Annotated in this window: 6 protein-coding genes and 6 rRNA genes; 1 reads left to right on the top strand and 11 read right to left on the bottom strand. The window is 48.3% G+C overall.

Going from position 1 to position 17334, the window contains the following annotated elements; genetic code table 11:
* The 5 genes from CDO84_RS00060 to CDO84_RS00040 form a co-directional block, all read right to left on the bottom strand.
* The gene (locus tag CDO84_RS00060) at positions 1-921 is read right to left on the bottom strand and encodes a bile acid:sodium symporter family protein (RefSeq protein WP_082033078.1); all 921 of its coding nucleotides are present in this window, start codon (positions 919-921) and stop codon (positions 1-3) included.
* Between the two features lie 145 nt (positions 922-1066).
* Positions 1067-2503: a SulP family inorganic anion transporter gene (locus tag CDO84_RS00055; protein WP_040084374.1), complete on the bottom strand. Its 1437-nt coding sequence runs from the start codon at positions 2501-2503 to the stop codon at positions 1067-1069.
* Positions 2504-2744: 241 nt separating this feature from the next.
* Entirely contained in the window at positions 2745-3791 is a 1047-nt protein-coding gene (locus tag CDO84_RS00050; RefSeq protein WP_040084375.1) for a zinc-dependent alcohol dehydrogenase, read from the bottom strand.
* Positions 3766-4716 (bottom strand): inositol monophosphatase family protein, encoded by a 951-nt coding sequence (locus CDO84_RS00045; RefSeq protein WP_040084376.1) that lies wholly within the window; start codon positions 4714-4716, stop codon positions 3766-3768. Before CDO84_RS00045 ends, CDO84_RS00050 begins: the two co-directional genes overlap by 26 nt.
* Entirely contained in the window at positions 4713-5981 is a 1269-nt protein-coding gene (locus CDO84_RS00040) for an aspartate aminotransferase family protein (protein ID WP_040084377.1), read from the bottom strand. The genes CDO84_RS00045 and CDO84_RS00040 overlap by 4 nt, the downstream gene beginning before the upstream one ends.
* A gap of 268 nt (positions 5982-6249) precedes the next feature.
* Between CDO84_RS00040 and CDO84_RS00035 the strand changes: the two genes are divergently transcribed.
* Positions 6250-7473 carry an MFS transporter gene (locus CDO84_RS00035; protein ID WP_014662549.1) on the top strand — a complete coding sequence of 408 codons (1224 nt, stop codon included), beginning with the start codon at positions 6250-6252 and terminating at the stop codon, positions 7471-7473.
* 37 nt (positions 7474-7510) lie between these two features.
* Here CDO84_RS00035 and rrf (CDO84_RS00030) read toward each other — a convergent pair.
* The 6 genes from rrf (CDO84_RS00030) to CDO84_RS00005 all read right to left on the bottom strand — a co-directional run bounded on the left by rrf (CDO84_RS00030) (position 7511) and on the right by CDO84_RS00005 (position 17333).
* Positions 7511-7626, bottom strand: a 5S ribosomal RNA gene (gene rrf / locus CDO84_RS00030).
* 54 nt (positions 7627-7680) lie between these two features.
* Positions 7681-10608 (bottom strand): 23S ribosomal RNA (locus tag CDO84_RS00025).
* A 170-nt stretch (positions 10609-10778) separates the two neighbouring features.
* Positions 10779-12328, bottom strand: a 16S ribosomal RNA gene (locus CDO84_RS00020).
* A gap of 187 nt (positions 12329-12515) precedes the next feature.
* A 5S ribosomal RNA gene (rrf, locus tag CDO84_RS00015) occupies positions 12516-12631 on the bottom strand.
* A gap of 54 nt (positions 12632-12685) precedes the next feature.
* Positions 12686-15613, bottom strand: a 23S ribosomal RNA gene (locus CDO84_RS00010).
* A gap of 170 nt (positions 15614-15783) precedes the next feature.
* Positions 15784-17333: ribosomal RNA gene (locus CDO84_RS00005) — 16S ribosomal RNA — on the bottom strand.
* Together the 16S, 23S and 5S rRNA genes form the textbook arrangement of a ribosomal RNA operon.
* Position 17334 lies beyond the last annotated feature (1 nt).

The raw sequence follows: 17334 nt of genomic DNA, 5'->3' as shown, positions 1-17334 counted from the left end.
TCATGCTTTCTGCAAAACTGGTTTTAATTCAAAACGATTCAGCATATAGCCAAACAAAGCAGCCAATATCTGCTGAAACAGCATGCCGATCACAACAGGAACGGCAACCTGAGACGGGAAGAACGTAACGGCAAGAACTGCGCCGGCACTAATATTCCTCATGCCTCCCGTAAATATAAGAGAGACTATTTCCTCTTGGCGCCTTTTCATCATTTTTCCGATCAGCCAAGCAGCGGCATAGCCTGTTAACGCGATAAAGAAGACCGTTACAGCTATTCCTGCAAATCTCAAATCAATGGCTTTGAAATAAGGAGCAATCGCTGAACTGTTAATCGCAATCACTGCCATCAAGCAAAGCTTTGAAAAAGGTGACAGCGCGCTGCTCACAGATGCAGTTCGTTCAGGAGATGACATCTGATTAAACAGCATGCCCAGAAAAGAAGGAATCACGACCATTACAATCAGGCCTTTCATCATTCCCCACACGTCCATATGAACCTGAGTGCCGGCCAGCAATGAAAGGCTAAGCGGTACGATTAGCGGTGACAGCACAGTATCAACTAAAATAATCGAAAGCGTCAAACCGACATTCCCTTTGTACATCGCTGCCCAAATCAAGCTTGTAATCCCAGTAGGAATTACGACAGCCAACGTTAAACCAGTGATCGTTAAAGGGTCGCCTTTAAAGATAAGATGGCCGCTGCCCCAAGCAAAAAGCGGCATAAAAATATGAAGAACAAAAAGTGCAAGAATCATAGGGAGAGGGTGAGATAATGCATGTCTCAAAGATTGAAAGTTCGCGCTTAAACTGCCTGCAAACGTAATAAACGCAAAGATCCAAGGCACTGCGCTTTCATATCCATTTAAAAATTGAGACAACAGCACGCCCAACACCACACTAGTCGGCGTTAAAAGCGGCATCACCCTCCCCAATACACGGTTCAGCTTCTGAAGCATCATATGCAAGTCCCCTATTTTAAATTTCTCTTCTCTCTATTATATCAATGCTGCTTAACCGTATGTTATATAAAAAAGCCCAGATCTCGTTAATCTGGGCTTCCCTATTTTATGCCATCTGTTTCATTAGAGACTTACTCGCTTTATTCAAACCTTTTAACTCGGCTTCAATGCCTTGTTCTTTAAACTTCGCAACAATCTTATCAAGTGCTGCCGCTCCAGAATCATCCCATACATGAGCTTCCGTTAAGTCAATCACGACCCGCTCAACATCCTCTTGATAAATAAACGCATTTGCAAGATCCATCACTGACGCAAAAAAGATTTGCCCCTTCACTTGATAGGTTCTAAGCTTTTGATCCTCTGCATGAGAAACGATTTTCAGCTTCGAGATTTTTGCCACAAAGAACACGGCACTTAAAAGAACGCCGACAAATACACCCTTAGATAAGTCATCCGTCACAACAACCGTTATCACAGTCACAACCATGACAATCGAGTCCGTGAGCGGCGCTTTTTTAAGTCCTTTTAAAGAAGACCAATCAAATGTGCCGACAGACACCATAACCATTACAGCCACTAACGCAGCCATTGGGATTTTCACCACGACATGACTTAGCACCGCAATTAAAAACATCAGAAAAGCACCGGCCACAAATGCTGACAAACGTCCGCGCCCGCCCGCTTTTGTATTAATGACAGATTGTCCGATCATAGCACAGCCTGCCATGCCGCCAAAGAATCCGGTCACGATATTCGCAATTCCCTGTCCTCGGCTCTCTTTATTTTTATCACTATCCGTATCCGTCATTTCATCAATAATCTGTGCTGTCAGCAAAGATTCAAGCAACCCGACAAACGCTAAAGCAATCGAATAAGGAAAAATAATTTGCAGTGTTTCAAAGGTTAACGGAACATCAGGAATTAAGAAATGCGGCAACGAACTAGAAATATTGCCCATATCGCCAACCGTCCGCACATCCACATGGAAAGTGACCGCAATAATTGTCATCACAATAATCGCAACAAGCGGGGACGGAACAGCAGTCGTAAACCTCGGGAGCACATAAATAATAACCAGCGACCCGGCAAGCATCGCATACATACTCCAAGAAGCACCTTCAAACTGAGGAAGCTGCGCAGAGAAGATAAGGATCGCCAGCGCATTCACAAACCCGATCATGACAGAACGCGGGATGAATTTCATTAATCTCGCTATTTTACTGATACCTAAAATCACCTGAATAATGCCTGTCAAAATCGTAGCCGCAAATAAATACTGAAGCCCATGATCAGCAACCAGCGACACCATAACGACTGCCATTGAACCAGTCGCAGCTGAAATCATGCCAGGTCTTCCGCCAAAAATAGAAATAATAATGGCTATACAAAATGACGCATATAGACCGACCATCGGATCCACACCGGCTATAATAGAAAAGCCGATCGCCTCAGGAATTAATGCTAACGCAACTAAAATGCCAGCAAGAATGTCTTTTCGGATATTCCCGAACCATTGCTGTTGTAATGTAAAACTATTATTCAAATATAACGACTCCTTCTTATAAAAAAATAAATCCGCACCATATCTATTGTATTGGGAGCTTTTTTTATTTTACGGGAGAAAATGAAAGAAAAACGACCGGGGAAAACGGGGAAACGTTGAGTATATTGTATTGAGGCAAGGAGTTGTCACCAAGGAGTATCATAATAAATTTTCATCAATTACGCAAGATGAATGCTGAAGAAAAAAATGGCTCAAACATAGTCTGAGCCATTTCGCTGGATTATATCATATCCGGATGAGACACAAGAATCGTTTTAATGGCAGTAATATCTTTTCTCTCATTTGGCAACGCACCTATACCCATCAATTCCTGGATGGCAGCCTCGTAGTTCTCAAGCGGAGTTTTCTCCGTAATTAATTCAGAAAGCTGAGGCATGTCCACAGCACATGATACCGCATCCTCCATAATTTGGCGCGCCTCTCCGGTTCCAACAATCGTCACACCGTTAGAAAGCAGCTGGAAAGGCCTGATTTTCATCTCATACGTATCATCAAATCCCATAGGCACAAGTCTTCCACCCTTGTTAATTAACGGATATGCCCATTCAAGCTGATTACCGATCGCGTCAAAGATCACGTCAAATGTTCTCCCTTGGTTAATCCGTTTGACCTCATCTACCGTTAAATCCTGAGGCTGATAAACATAGTCAGATATTCGGCGCGCCGCTTCTGAACGGTACTCACCAACCTCCGTCGCAACTGTCAGCCTAGCGAGTTTTTTTACCATGATTTGAACAAGCAGTCCAATCGGCCCTGAACCTAATACCAGTACAGAATCGTCAGGTTTGATAGCAGCCCGCTCAATCACATTTAACACACAAGAAAGCGGCTCAATTAAAGTGGCTCGTTCCCATTCCATAGCGTCCGGGATTTTATACATAAATCGGTCCTCGCCCACATAATAATCGGCAAATGTGCCATGTGCCCCTAATCCCAGCTGCCAGTCTTCAAATGTTTCACAATAACAAGTTAAACCTTTTCTGCAATAATAACACTTCCCGCAAAACTGAGTCGGATCGATTACAACACGATCACCAGGCTTAACGTTTTTAACCTCAGGTCCTGTTTCAGTCACCACGCCCACAGATTCATGACCAAGGATCATACCGTGAGTCGCGCGCATCTTTCCTTTTAGAACATTTAGATCCGTTCCGCAGATGCCTGTCCCGTATATTTTTACTTTTACATCGTTCATTTTTTTAATTTGAGGTTCTTCTACTTCTTGCAATTCCAGCCGTTCATTAGGAGTCCAGACCAACGCTTTCATATGTCTCTTCCTTTCTGTCCCAGCGAATTTGATCCAGCAGCTTCTGATGCAGCTCCTTCGTTGACGCGGCGATGCATGACTGCTGGTTATTGTAGCTAAGATCCGTCAGAAGTGTGTCATCCAAGGACTTTCCATACGCGTCAGTAATGACAACACCCGCTTTTTTCGCCAAAAACACACTTGCGGCAATATCATAAGGAAACAGATGCAGAACCTGCCCATTTCCTACAGCCTGAAAATCTTTTAGCAGTGCAGGATCGTCCTTTAATAAACGATTGCCGATATCCACATAGGCATCCATCTGCCCTGTGATAATTCTGGAGATGGAATATGAAGCGCTATTAAAAACAAAAACGCCGCCATTATTCGCTGACTGATCTATCAAATGACCGTACGCATCAATCATCAGATTCGAGGGATGCCCATTAAACTCAAGGCTCCAAAACATATGTTTAATGTCTTCCACCTTGCTCAGGTTTGGCAAGGTGCCACGATAGCCTTCATAATAGATCCCCTCAGAATAAACATCCGCGTACATATAGGCTCCTGTTTTCAGCTCTAGCAGAAAAGCAAATTCAATATCCTTAATTTTTGCGTCAGGCTTGTACGCTGCTAATGCGATAGAGATACAAGACATTTCAAGACCTGCAGCTGCCGGACGCGTACCGTCAATCGGATCAACAATCAAAATATATTGAGGATTTTCTCCAAATATCTTCAATCCCCCATCTTCCGTATAAAACGCGACTGACTCCTTTTTGCTTTGCACATAATCCAGCACTGCGTTCTCAGCAGCCGCATCAATGTTAAACTGTGCATCTCCGCCTGGGGAATACCCGTTAACTAACCGGTTTTTCAGTGTTCCTTTCTGTCCCTTTACTTCCTCATAAACAAATTTTCCAAGCTCTATAATATATTCTTTCACTTGATATCCTCCAATAGCTTACGAAGTTTGAAACAAAGTACCTCAGCCTCACTAAGCGTAATCGTGAGAGGCGGACGGATTTTAAATACATTTCCGAATCCGTAACGGGAAGTACGTAAAATTAACCCATAATCCATAGCCCGTTTTGCAATATAATTGGTCAGTTCTACATCAGGCTCATTATTCTCTTTTACAATTTCAACGCCGATCATCAAACCTACGCCTCTGACGTCAGCAATAAAGGTAAATTCTTTCTTCATGTGCTCTAAAGAATCCATAATGTAATTCCCGACAATTGTTACATTTTCTAAGAAGCCAGGACGCTGCATGATTTCGATGGTCTTACAAGCCGCTGCCGAGGCCATCACATTTGAACCATAAGTAAATGAGTGATTATGGCCGGCTAATCCCATGTACTTATCCTCTGTAAGTGTAGCGGCAACCTGGAACCCCGTGCCACCCAAACCTTTCGCGACCGTCATCATATTCGGTTTCACATCAAAGTAATCAGCGGCAAACATCTTGCCTGTACGGCCGAATCCAGTTTGAATTTCATCAAAAATAAGCGCGATATCATGCTCATCACAGAGCTTTCTTAATTGCTTAAAGTATTCCTTAGGCGGAACGATGTTTCCTCCATTACCGGAGATCGGTTCAATAATCATCGCGGCAATTTTTCCGTTGCTCGCATATTCGATAAAGTCATTAATTCTTTCTACACAAAGCATTCCGCATGAATCTGGTTTCTGATTGTAAAAACACCGGTTGCAATAGGGGTCAGGCACCTGCAAGCCAAAAGAAAACTGAGGGGGAAACGGCTCTCTTCGAAACGAATTTCCGGATAACGCAGACATCATATACGTTTGCCCAAGATGGCTTCGAAATAAAGAAATGACATCTGTTTTCCCTGAATAGTTTTGAGCCATTTTGATAGCTCCTTCATTCGCGGCAGAACCGCTGCTGACTTTGGGGTGAACTTTCGTGAGATTGTCGGGGGAGATTTCTACAAGTTTTTCAGCTAGTTTATTAACGGCGTTGGTTTGGTAGGATGAAGTGACATGTATCAGCTGGTCAGCCTGTTCTTTGACTGTATCAATAACTTCTTTATTGGTATAACCCAAATTCAAGTTGAAAGTAGCAGAAGCACAATCAATATACTCATTGCCCTCTGAGTCGTATAAATAAATGCCTTCTCCTCTTTCCATGACAACATCATCCACTTTGTAATACAAACTGTCTGGATTCGTAATTTCTTTAGTCCCCACTATCAACACCCCTATTTAATAAAATATGTAAAACTCGTTAATCATCGTATAAATTCTAGAAATTAATGTCAACTAGATAAATAGTAAAAATTGTTAATTATTTGTTAACGTTTGCATAGGGGGTTCCTATTTAAACAGCTTATGTTATGATAGAAATAAATGGATTTATTGTAAAAAACTAAATATAAACTACATAAACGCTTATTTTGCTGCCAGTCCTATCATAAAAATTGTAGAGAGTATTATTTTTATCAAAGGAGATTAATGAATGAAAACTCGTTTACTGTGGATTGGATGTTTATCTTATGGATCGATCGCCTTTACTCTCGTTATACTTGGAGCCGTCCTGCCGGAATTACTTTCCCATTACGCCCAAAGCTACAGTAATGGCGGTGTATTAGTTTTTTCACAATTTATGGGGTTTTTAATCGGCGTATTAGGGATGCCTTATGCTGTAAAAAGAATGGGACGCAGAAAAGTCGTTGTAATTGGGCTAGCCATGATCAGCTGCGAGTTGTTTATTTATTTCCTCCCTCCATGGCCGCTGCTCTTTCTTCTTGTCAGTATGGCTGGACTTGGGGCTGGGCTGGTAGAATCCTGTGTAGGAACAATCATCCTAACAGCAATTAAAGAAAAACAAGCAATCGCTATGAGTAAGATGGAAGTAGCATACGGTTTAGGGGCACTTTTCATGCCATTGCTGTCTGGTTTTTTAATCAGCAATCATGTATGGGCATTGGCTTTTCTTGTATTGGGGGTAAGTTCATTTCTTTTAATGGTTGTTTGGAGCCGGATGAGTTTTGGCAGTTTAGACGATTTACTCAATCGTCAAACAGACACCTCGGCCGATGGAAAGCAACAAGCACCTACAAGTTTTCGAAAGCATGGCTTACTGTTTATTTGTTTAGCAGCTGCTTACTTCTTTTTTTATGGAGGCAGTGAAGTATCAATTGTTCACTTTATCCCTTCTATCTTTGCTGAGAAATGGGATATTTCAAACTCCTTAGCGACCATTACGGTAACAATATATTGGATCGGTATGATCATCGGCCGTTTACTGACCGGGCCGGTTTCCGAAAAATTAACCTATCATCGTTATCTTAGGCTGATAAATATCGGCGGCCTCATTTCACTCTGTATTTTGGCAATCAGCAAAACAGCTTTTGCTGGGTTTGTTCTTTGTTTCTTCTTAGGATTATTTATGGCCGGCATGTTCGCCATTGCTTTAATTATCACTAATCAATTTTACCCAGGAAAAACCGAACAAACGACAAGCATGCTGCTCGCTGCCAATGGATTAGGCGGCTCTATCCTGCCAATCGCAGTCGGATGGAGTCTAGATGAGTTTCCCGTACAAACTGCATTTTGGTTATTTACAACGCTCATGTTGATCATGCTTGGGATTGTATTGGTATTAAAAATGTTAGAGAACTTAAAAAGCAGAAAGCTCAATAAAATGGATACCGACGAAAACAAACCGGTACAGATATAAAACAAAAAACCCAACTCAATGAGTTGGGTTTAAACTTGCTTGGCGGCGTCCTACTCTCACAGGGGGAAACCCCCGACTACCATCGGCGCTGAAGAGCTTAACTTCCGTGTTCGGTATGGGAACGGGTGTGACCTCTTCGCTATCGCCACCAAACAAATTGAGAGTGTTCTCTCAAAACTAGATAACAGGTGTGACATCATTCAAAATGTGGTTAAGTCCTCGATCGATTAGTATCTGTCAGCTCCATGTGTCGCCACACTTCCACCTCAGACCTATCAACCTGATCATCTTTCAGGGATCTTACTTCCTTGCGGAATGGGAAATCTCATCTTGAGGGGGGCTTCATGCTTAGATGCTTTCAGCACTTATCCCGTCCGCACATAGCTACCCAGCGATGCCCTTGGCAGAACAACTGGTACACCAGCGGTGCGTCCATCCCGGTCCTCTCGTACTAAGGACAGCTCCTCTCAAATTTCCTGCGCCCGCGACGGATAGGGACCGAACTGTCTCACGACGTTCTGAACCCAGCTCGCGTACCGCTTTAATGGGCGAACAGCCCAACCCTTGGGACCGACTACAGCCCCAGGATGCGATGAGCCGACATCGAGGTGCCAAACCTCCCCGTCGATGTGGACTCTTGGGGGAGATAAGCCTGTTATCCCCGGGGTAGCTTTTATCCGTTGAGCGATGGCCCTTCCATGCGGAACCACCGGATCACTAAGCCCGACTTTCGTCCCTGCTCGACTTGTAGGTCTCGCAGTCAAGCTCCCTTGTGCCTTTACACTCTGCGAATGATTTCCAACCATTCTGAGGGAACCTTTGGGCGCCTCCGTTACCTTTTAGGAGGCGACCGCCCCAGTCAAACTGCCCACCTGACACTGTCTCCCCGCCCGATAAGGGCGGCGGGTTAGAAGGTCAATACAGCCAGGGTAGTATCCCACCGATGCCTCCACCGAAGCTGGCGCTCCGGTTTCCAAGGCTCCTACCTATCCTGTACAAGCTGTACCAACATTCAATATCAGGCTGCAGTAAAGCTCCACGGGGTCTTTCCGTCCTGTCGCGGGTAACCTGCATCTTCACAGGTACTATAATTTCACCGAGTCTCTCGTTGAGACAGTGCCCAGATCGTTGCGCCTTTCGTGCGGGTCGGAACTTACCCGACAAGGAATTTCGCTACCTTAGGACCGTTATAGTTACGGCCGCCGTTTACTGGGGCTTCAATTCGCACCTTCGCTTACGCTAAGCGCTCCTCTTAACCTTCCAGCACCGGGCAGGCGTCAGCCCCTATACTTCGCCTTACGGCTTCGCAGAGACCTGTGTTTTTGCTAAACAGTCGCCTGGGCCTATTCACTGCGGCTCTCTCGGGCTTGCACCCTAACAGAGCACCCCTTCTCCCGAAGTTACGGGGTCATTTTGCCGAGTTCCTTAACGAGAGTTCTCTCGATCACCTTAGGATTCTCTCCTCGCCTACCTGTGTCGGTTTGCGGTACGGGCACCTCTCACCTCGCTAGAGGCTTTTCTTGGCAGTGTGGAATCAGGAACTTCGCTACTATATTTCGCTCGCCATCACAGCTCAGCCTTATGGGAAACGGATTTGCCTATTTCCCAGCCTAACTGCTTGGACGCGGATATCCAATACCGCGCTTACCCTATCCTCCTGCGTCCCCCCATTGCTCAAATGGTGAGGAGGTGGTACAGGAATATCAACCTGTTGTCCATCGCCTACGCCTTTCGGCCTCGGCTTAGGTCCCGACTAACCCTGAGCGGACGAGCCTTCCTCAGGAAACCTTAGGCATTCGGTGGAGGGGATTCTCACCCCTCTTTCGCTACTCATACCGGCATTCTCACTTCTAAGCGCTCCACCAGTCCTTCCGGTCTGGCTTCACAGCCCTTAGAACGCTCTCCTACCACTGTTCGAAGAACAGTCCGCAGCTTCGGTGATACGTTTAGCCCCGGTACATTTTCGGCGCAGAGTCACTCGACCAGTGAGCTATTACGCACTCTTTAAATGGTGGCTGCTTCTAAGCCAACATCCTGGTTGTCTAAGCAACTCCACATCCTTTTCCACTTAACGTATACTTTGGGACCTTAGCTGGCGGTCTGGGCTGTTTCCCTTTCGACTACGGATCTTATCACTCGCAGTCTGACTCCCAAGGATAAGTCATTGGCATTCGGAGTTTGACTGAATTCGGTAACCCGGTAGGGGCCCCTAGTCCAATCAGTGCTCTACCTCCAAGACTCTTACCTTGAGGCTAGCCCTAAAGCTATTTCGGAGAGAACCAGCTATCTCCAGGTTCGATTGGCATTTCACCCCTACCCACACCTCATCCCCGCACTTTTCAACGTGCGTGGGTTCGGGCCTCCATTCAGTGTTACCTGAACTTCACCCTGGACATGGGTAGATCACCTGGTTTCGGGTCTACGACCACGTACTCATGCGCCCTATTCAGACTCGCTTTCGCTGCGGCTCCGCATCTTCTGCTTAACCTTGCACGGGATCGTAACTCGCCGGTTCATTCTACAAAAGGCACGCCATCACCCGTTAACGGGCTCTGACTACTTGTAGGCACACGGTTTCAGGATCTCTTTCACTCCCCTTCCGGGGTGCTTTTCACCTTTCCCTCACGGTACTGGTTCACTATCGGTCACTAGGGAGTATTTAGCCTTGGGAGATGGTCCTCCCGGATTCCGACGGAATTTCACGTGTTCCGCCGTACTCAGGATCCACTCAGGAGAGAACGAAGTTTTGACTACAGGGCTGTTACCTCCTATGGCGGGCCTTTCCAGACCTCTTCATCTACCTCGTTCCTTTGTAACTCCGTACAGAGTGTCCTACAACCCCAAGAGGCAAGCCTCTTGGTTTGGGCTAATCCCGTTTCGCTCGCCGCTACTCAGGGAATCGCATTTGCTTTCTCTTCCTCCGGGTACTTAGATGTTTCAGTTCCCCGGGTCTGCCTTCTCATATCCTATGAATTCAGATATGGATACCACTCCATTACGAGTGGTGGGTTTCCCCATTCGGAAATCTCCGGATCAAAGCTTGCTTACAGCTCCCCGAAGCATATCGGTGTTCGTCCCGTCCTTCATCGGCTCCTAGTGCCAAGGCATCCACCGTGCGCCCTTTCTAACTTAACCGTTAAAAAGAATCACTATGTGATATCTTGTATTACTAATTGAATGTGATGTCTACTGTTATCTAGTTTTCAAAGAACACGTTTCGAAGGAATGATCCTTCAAAACTAAACAAGACAGGGAACGTTCTGTTTATAAGACCCAAGGTCTTATATTCCGTATAATATCCTTAGAAAGGAGGTGATCCAGCCGCACCTTCCGATACGGCTACCTTGTTACGACTTCACCCCAATCATCTGTCCCACCTTCGGCGGCTGGCTCCTAAAAGGTTACCTCACCGACTTCGGGTGTTACAAACTCTCGTGGTGTGACGGGCGGTGTGTACAAGGCCCGGGAACGTATTCACCGCGGCATGCTGATCCGCGATTACTAGCGATTCCAGCTTCACGCAGTCGAGTTGCAGACTGCGATCCGAACTGAGAACAGATTTGTGGGATTGGCTTAACCTCGCGGTTTCGCTGCCCTTTGTTCTGTCCATTGTAGCACGTGTGTAGCCCAGGTCATAAGGGGCATGATGATTTGACGTCATCCCCACCTTCCTCCGGTTTGTCACCGGCAGTCACCTTAGAGTGCCCAACTGAATGCTGGCAACTAAGATCAAGGGTTGCGCTCGTTGCGGGACTTAACCCAACATCTCACGACACGAGCTGACGACAACCATGCACCACCTGTCACTCTGCCCCCGAAGGGGACGTCCTATCTCTAGGATTGTCAGAGGATGTCAAGACCTGGTAAGGTTCTTCGCGTTGCTTCGAATTAAACCACATGCTCCACCGCTTGTGCGGGCCCCCGTCAATTCCTTTGAGTTTCAGTCTTGCGACCGTACTCCCCAGGCGGAGTGCTTAATGCGTTAGCTGCAGCACTAAGGGGCGGAAACCCCCTAACACTTAGCACTCATCGTTTACGGCGTGGACTACCAGGGTATCTAATCCTGTTCGCTCCCCACGCTTTCGCTCCTCAGCGTCAGTTACAGACCAGAGAGTCGCCTTCGCCACTGGTGTTCCTCCACATCTCTACGCATTTCACCGCTACACGTGGAATTCCACTCTCCTCTTCTGCACTCAAGTTCCCCAGTTTCCAATGACCCTCCCCGGTTGAGCCGGGGGCTTTCACATCAGACTTAAGAAACCGCCTGCGAGCCCTTTACGCCCAATAATTCCGGACAACGCTTGCCACCTACGTATTACCGCGGCTGCTGGCACGTAGTTAGCCGTGGCTTTCTGGTTAGGTACCGTCAAGGTACCGCCCTATTCGAACGGTACTTGTTCTTCCCTAACAACAGAGCTTTACGATCCGAAAACCTTCATCACTCACGCGGCGTTGCTCCGTCAGACTTTCGTCCATTGCGGAAGATTCCCTACTGCTGCCTCCCGTAGGAGTCTGGGCCGTGTCTCAGTCCCAGTGTGGCCGATCACCCTCTCAGGTCGGCTACGCATCGTTGCCTTGGTGAGCCATTACCTCACCAACTAGCTAATGCGCCGCGGGTCCATCTGTAAGTGGTAGCCGAAGCCACCTTTTATGTTTGAACCATGCGGTTCAAACAAGCATCCGGTATTAGCCCCGGTTTCCCGGAGTTATCCCAGTCTTACAGGCAGGTTACCCACGTGTTACTCACCCGTCCGCCGCTAACATCAGGGAGCAAGCTCCCATCTGTCCGCTCGACTTGCATGTATTAGGCACGCCGCCAGCGTTCGTCCTGAGCCAGGATCAAACTCTCCGATAAAGTAGTTTGACTGACTACGCACATCGCTGTGCGATTTATAAAAAATGAATTAACAGGTACGTTTTGTCTTGTTTAGTTTTCAAAGATCATTTTGTTTGTCTGCTTTGTTAAAGCAACTTTATTAGTATACAATGTCGCTTCTTCAAAGTCAACAACTTTTTTGAGGAAATTACACTAACGTGCAATTGCTTGGCGGCGTCCTACTCTCACAGGGGGAAACCCCCGACTACCATCGGCGCTGAAGAGCTTAACTTCCGTGTTCGGTATGGGAACGGGTGTGACCTCTTCGCTATCGCCACCAAACAAATTGAGAGTGTTCTCTCAAAACTAGATAACAGGTGTGACATCATTCAAAATGTGGTTAAGTCCTCGATCGATTAGTATCTGTCAGCTCCATGTGTCGCCACACTTCCACCTCAGACCTATCAACCTGATCATCTTTCAGGGATCTTACTTCCTTGCGGAATGGGAAATCTCATCTTGAGGGGGGCTTCATGCTTAGATGCTTTCAGCACTTATCCCGTCCGCACATAGCTACCCAGCGATGCCCTTGGCAGAACAACTGGTACACCAGCGGTGCGTCCATCCCGGTCCTCTCGTACTAAGGACAGCTCCTCTCAAATTTCCTGCGCCCGCGACGGATAGGGACCGAACTGTCTCACGACGTTCTGAACCCAGCTCGCGTACCGCTTTAATGGGCGAACAGCCCAACCCTTGGGACCGACTACAGCCCCAGGATGCGATGAGCCGACATCGAGGTGCCAAACCTCCCCGTCGATGTGGACTCTTGGGGGAGATAAGCCTGTTATCCCCGGGGTAGCTTTTATCCGTTGAGCGATGGCCCTTCCATGCGGAACCACCGGATCACTAAGCCCGACTTTCGTCCCTGCTCGACTTGTAGGTCTCGCAGTCAAGCTCCCTTGTGCCTTTACACTCTGCGAATGATTTCCAACCATTCTGAGGGAACCTTTGGGCGCCTCCGTTACCTTTTAGGAGGCGACCGCCCCAGTCAAACTGCCCACCTGACACTGTCTCCCCGCCCGATAAGGGCGGCGGGTTAGAAGGTCAATACAGCCAGGGTAGTATCCCACCGATGCCTCCACCGAAGCTGGCGCTCCGGTTTCCAAGGCTCCTACCTATCCTGTACAAGCTGTACCAACATTCAATATCAGGCTGCAGTAAAGCTCCACGGGGTCTTTCCGTCCTGTCGCGGGTAACCTGCATCTTCACAGGTACTATAATTTCACCGAGTCTCTCGTTGAGACAGTGCCCAGATCGTTGCGCCTTTCGTGCGGGTCGGAACTTACCCGACAAGGAATTTCGCTACCTTAGGACCGTTATAGTTACGGCCGCCGTTTACTGGGGCTTCAATTCGCACCTTCGCTTACGCTAAGCGCTCCTCTTAACCTTCCAGCACCGGGCAGGCGTCAGCCCCTATACTTCGCCTTACGGCTTCGCAGAGACCTGTGTTTTTGCTAAACAGTCGCCTGGGCCTATTCACTGCGGCTCTCTCGGGCTTGCACCCTAACAGAGCACCCCTTCTCCCGAAGTTACGGGGTCATTTTGCCGAGTTCCTTAACGAGAGTTCTCTCGATCACCTTAGGATTCTCTCCTCGCCTACCTGTGTCGGTTTGCGGTACGGGCACCTCTCACCTCGCTAGAGGCTTTTCTTGGCAGTGTGGAATCAGGAACTTCGCTACTATATTTCGCTCGCCATCACAGCTCAGCCTTATGGGAAACGGATTTGCCTATTTCCCAGCCTAACTGCTTGGACGCGGATATCCAATACCGCGCTTACCCTATCCTCCTGCGTCCCCCCATTGCTCAAATGGTGAGGAGGTGGTACAGGAATATCAACCTGTTGTCCATCGCCTACGCCTTTCGGCCTCGGCTTAGGTCCCGACTAACCCTGAGCGGACGAGCCTTCCTCAGGAAACCTTAGGCATTCGGTGGAGGGGATTCTCACCCCTCTTTCGCTACTCATACCGGCATTCTCACTTCTAAGCGCTCCACCAGTCCTTCCGGTCTGGCTTCACAGCCCTTAGAACGCTCTCCTACCACTGTTCGAAGAACAGTCCGCAGCTTCGGTGATACGTTTAGCCCCGGTACATTTTCGGCGCAGAGTCACTCGACCAGTGAGCTATTACGCACTCTTTAAATGGTGGCTGCTTCTAAGCCAACATCCTGGTTGTCTAAGCAACTCCACATCCTTTTCCACTTAACGTATACTTTGGGACCTTAGCTGGCGGTCTGGGCTGTTTCCCTTTCGACTACGGATCTTATCACTCGCAGTCTGACTCCCAAGGATAAGTCATTGGCATTCGGAGTTTGACTGAATTCGGTAACCCGGTAGGGGCCCCTAGTCCAATCAGTGCTCTACCTCCAAGACTCTTACCTTGAGGCTAGCCCTAAAGCTATTTCGGAGAGAACCAGCTATCTCCAGGTTCGATTGGCATTTCACCCCTACCCACACCTCATCCCCGCACTTTTCAACGTGCGTGGGTTCGGGCCTCCATTCAGTGTTACCTGAACTTCACCCTGGACATGGGTAGATCACCTGGTTTCGGGTCTACGACCACGTACTCATGCGCCCTATTCAGACTCGCTTTCGCTGCGGCTCCGCATCTTCTGCTTAACCTTGCACGGGATCGTAACTCGCCGGTTCATTCTACAAAAGGCACGCCATCACCCGTTAACGGGCTCTGACTACTTGTAGGCACACGGTTTCAGGATCTCTTTCACTCCCCTTCCGGGGTGCTTTTCACCTTTCCCTCACGGTACTGGTTCACTATCGGTCACTAGGGAGTATTTAGCCTTGGGAGATGGTCCTCCCGGATTCCGACGGAATTTCACGTGTTCCGCCGTACTCAGGATCCACTCAGGAGAGAACGAAGTTTTGACTACAGGGCTGTTACCTCCTATGGCGGGCCTTTCCAGACCTCTTCATCTACCTCGTTCCTTTGTAACTCCGTACAGAGTGTCCTACAACCCCAAGAGGCAAGCCTCTTGGTTTGGGCTAATCCCGTTTCGCTCGCCGCTACTCAGGGAATCGCATTTGCTTTCTCTTCCTCCGGGTACTTAGATGTTTCAGTTCCCCGGGTCTGCCTTCTCATATCCTATGAATTCAGATATGGATACCACTCCATTACGAGTGGTGGGTTTCCCCATTCGGAAATCTCCGGATCAAAGCTTGCTTACAGCTCCCCGAAGCATATCGGTGTTCGTCCCGTCCTTCATCGGCTCCTAGTGCCAAGGCATCCACCGTGCGCCCTTTCTAACTTAACCGTTAAAAAGAATCACTATGTGATATCTTGTATTACTAATTGAATGTGATGTCTACTGTTATCTAGTTTTCAAAGAACACGTTTCGAAGGAATGATCCTTCAAAACTAAACAAGACAGGGAACGTTCTGTTTATAAGACCCAAGGTCTTATATTCCGTATAATATCCTTAGAAAGGAGGTGATCCAGCCGCACCTTCCGATACGGCTACCTTGTTACGACTTCACCCCAATCATCTGTCCCACCTTCGGCGGCTGGCTCCTAAAAGGTTACCTCACCGACTTCGGGTGTTACAAACTCTCGTGGTGTGACGGGCGGTGTGTACAAGGCCCGGGAACGTATTCACCGCGGCATGCTGATCCGCGATTACTAGCGATTCCAGCTTCACGCAGTCGAGTTGCAGACTGCGATCCGAACTGAGAACAGATTTGTGGGATTGGCTTAACCTCGCGGTTTCGCTGCCCTTTGTTCTGTCCATTGTAGCACGTGTGTAGCCCAGGTCATAAGGGGCATGATGATTTGACGTCATCCCCACCTTCCTCCGGTTTGTCACCGGCAGTCACCTTAGAGTGCCCAACTGAATGCTGGCAACTAAGATCAAGGGTTGCGCTCGTTGCGGGACTTAACCCAACATCTCACGACACGAGCTGACGACAACCATGCACCACCTGTCACTCTGCCCCCGAAGGGGACGTCCTATCTCTAGGATTGTCAGAGGATGTCAAGACCTGGTAAGGTTCTTCGCGTTGCTTCGAATTAAACCACATGCTCCACCGCTTGTGCGGGCCCCCGTCAATTCCTTTGAGTTTCAGTCTTGCGACCGTACTCCCCAGGCGGAGTGCTTAATGCGTTAGCTGCAGCACTAAGGGGCGGAAACCCCCTAACACTTAGCACTCATCGTTTACGGCGTGGACTACCAGGGTATCTAATCCTGTTCGCTCCCCACGCTTTCGCTCCTCAGCGTCAGTTACAGACCAGAGAGTCGCCTTCGCCACTGGTGTTCCTCCACATCTCTACGCATTTCACCGCTACACGTGGAATTCCACTCTCCTCTTCTGCACTCAAGTTCCCCAGTTTCCAATGACCCTCCCCGGTTGAGCCGGGGGCTTTCACATCAGACTTAAGAAACCGCCTGCGAGCCCTTTACGCCCAATAATTCCGGACAACGCTTGCCACCTACGTATTACCGCGGCTGCTGGCACGTAGTTAGCCGTGGCTTTCTGGTTAGGTACCGTCAAGGTACCGCCCTATTCGAACGGTACTTGTTCTTCCCTAACAACAGAGCTTTACGATCCGAAAACCTTCATCACTCACGCGGCGTTGCTCCGTCAGACTTTCGTCCATTGCGGAAGATTCCCTACTGCTGCCTCCCGTAGGAGTCTGGGCCGTGTCTCAGTCCCAGTGTGGCCGATCACCCTCTCAGGTCGGCTACGCATCGTTGCCTTGGTGAGCCATTACCTCACCAACTAGCTAATGCGCCGCGGGTCCATCTGTAAGTGGTAGCCGAAGCCACCTTTTATGTTTGAACCATGCGGTTCAAACAAGCATCCGGTATTAGCCCCGGTTTCCCGGAGTTATCCCAGTCTTACAGGCAGGTTACCCACGTGTTACTCACCCGTCCGCCGCTAACATCAGGGAGCAAGCTCCCATCTGTCCGCTCGACTTGCATGTATTAGGCACGCCGCCAGCGTTCGTCCTGAGCCAGGATCAAACTCTCCGATAAA

The organism is Bacillus sp. MD-5, assembly GCF_002201875.1.
GTDB lineage: Bacteria > Bacillota > Bacilli > Bacillales > Bacillaceae > Bacillus > Bacillus stercoris.
Note: the sequence above shows the minus strand (reverse complement) of the source record. Positions and strands in the feature narration are given on the sequence as shown.

What these genes read in the sequence shown, in the direction of transcription:
- CDO84_RS00050 (WP_040084375.1), bottom strand. Translation starts at nt 3,791, where the DNA reads ATGAAAGCGTTGGTCTGGACTCCTAATGAACGGCTGGAATTGCAAGAA.
- CDO84_RS00060 (WP_082033078.1), bottom strand. Translation starts at nt 921, where the DNA reads ATGCCGCTTTTAACGCCGACTAGTGTGGTGTTGGGCGTGCTGTTGTCT.
- CDO84_RS00035 (WP_014662549.1), top strand. Translation starts at nt 6,250, where the DNA reads ATGAAAACTCGTTTACTGTGGATTGGATGTTTATCTTATGGATCGATC.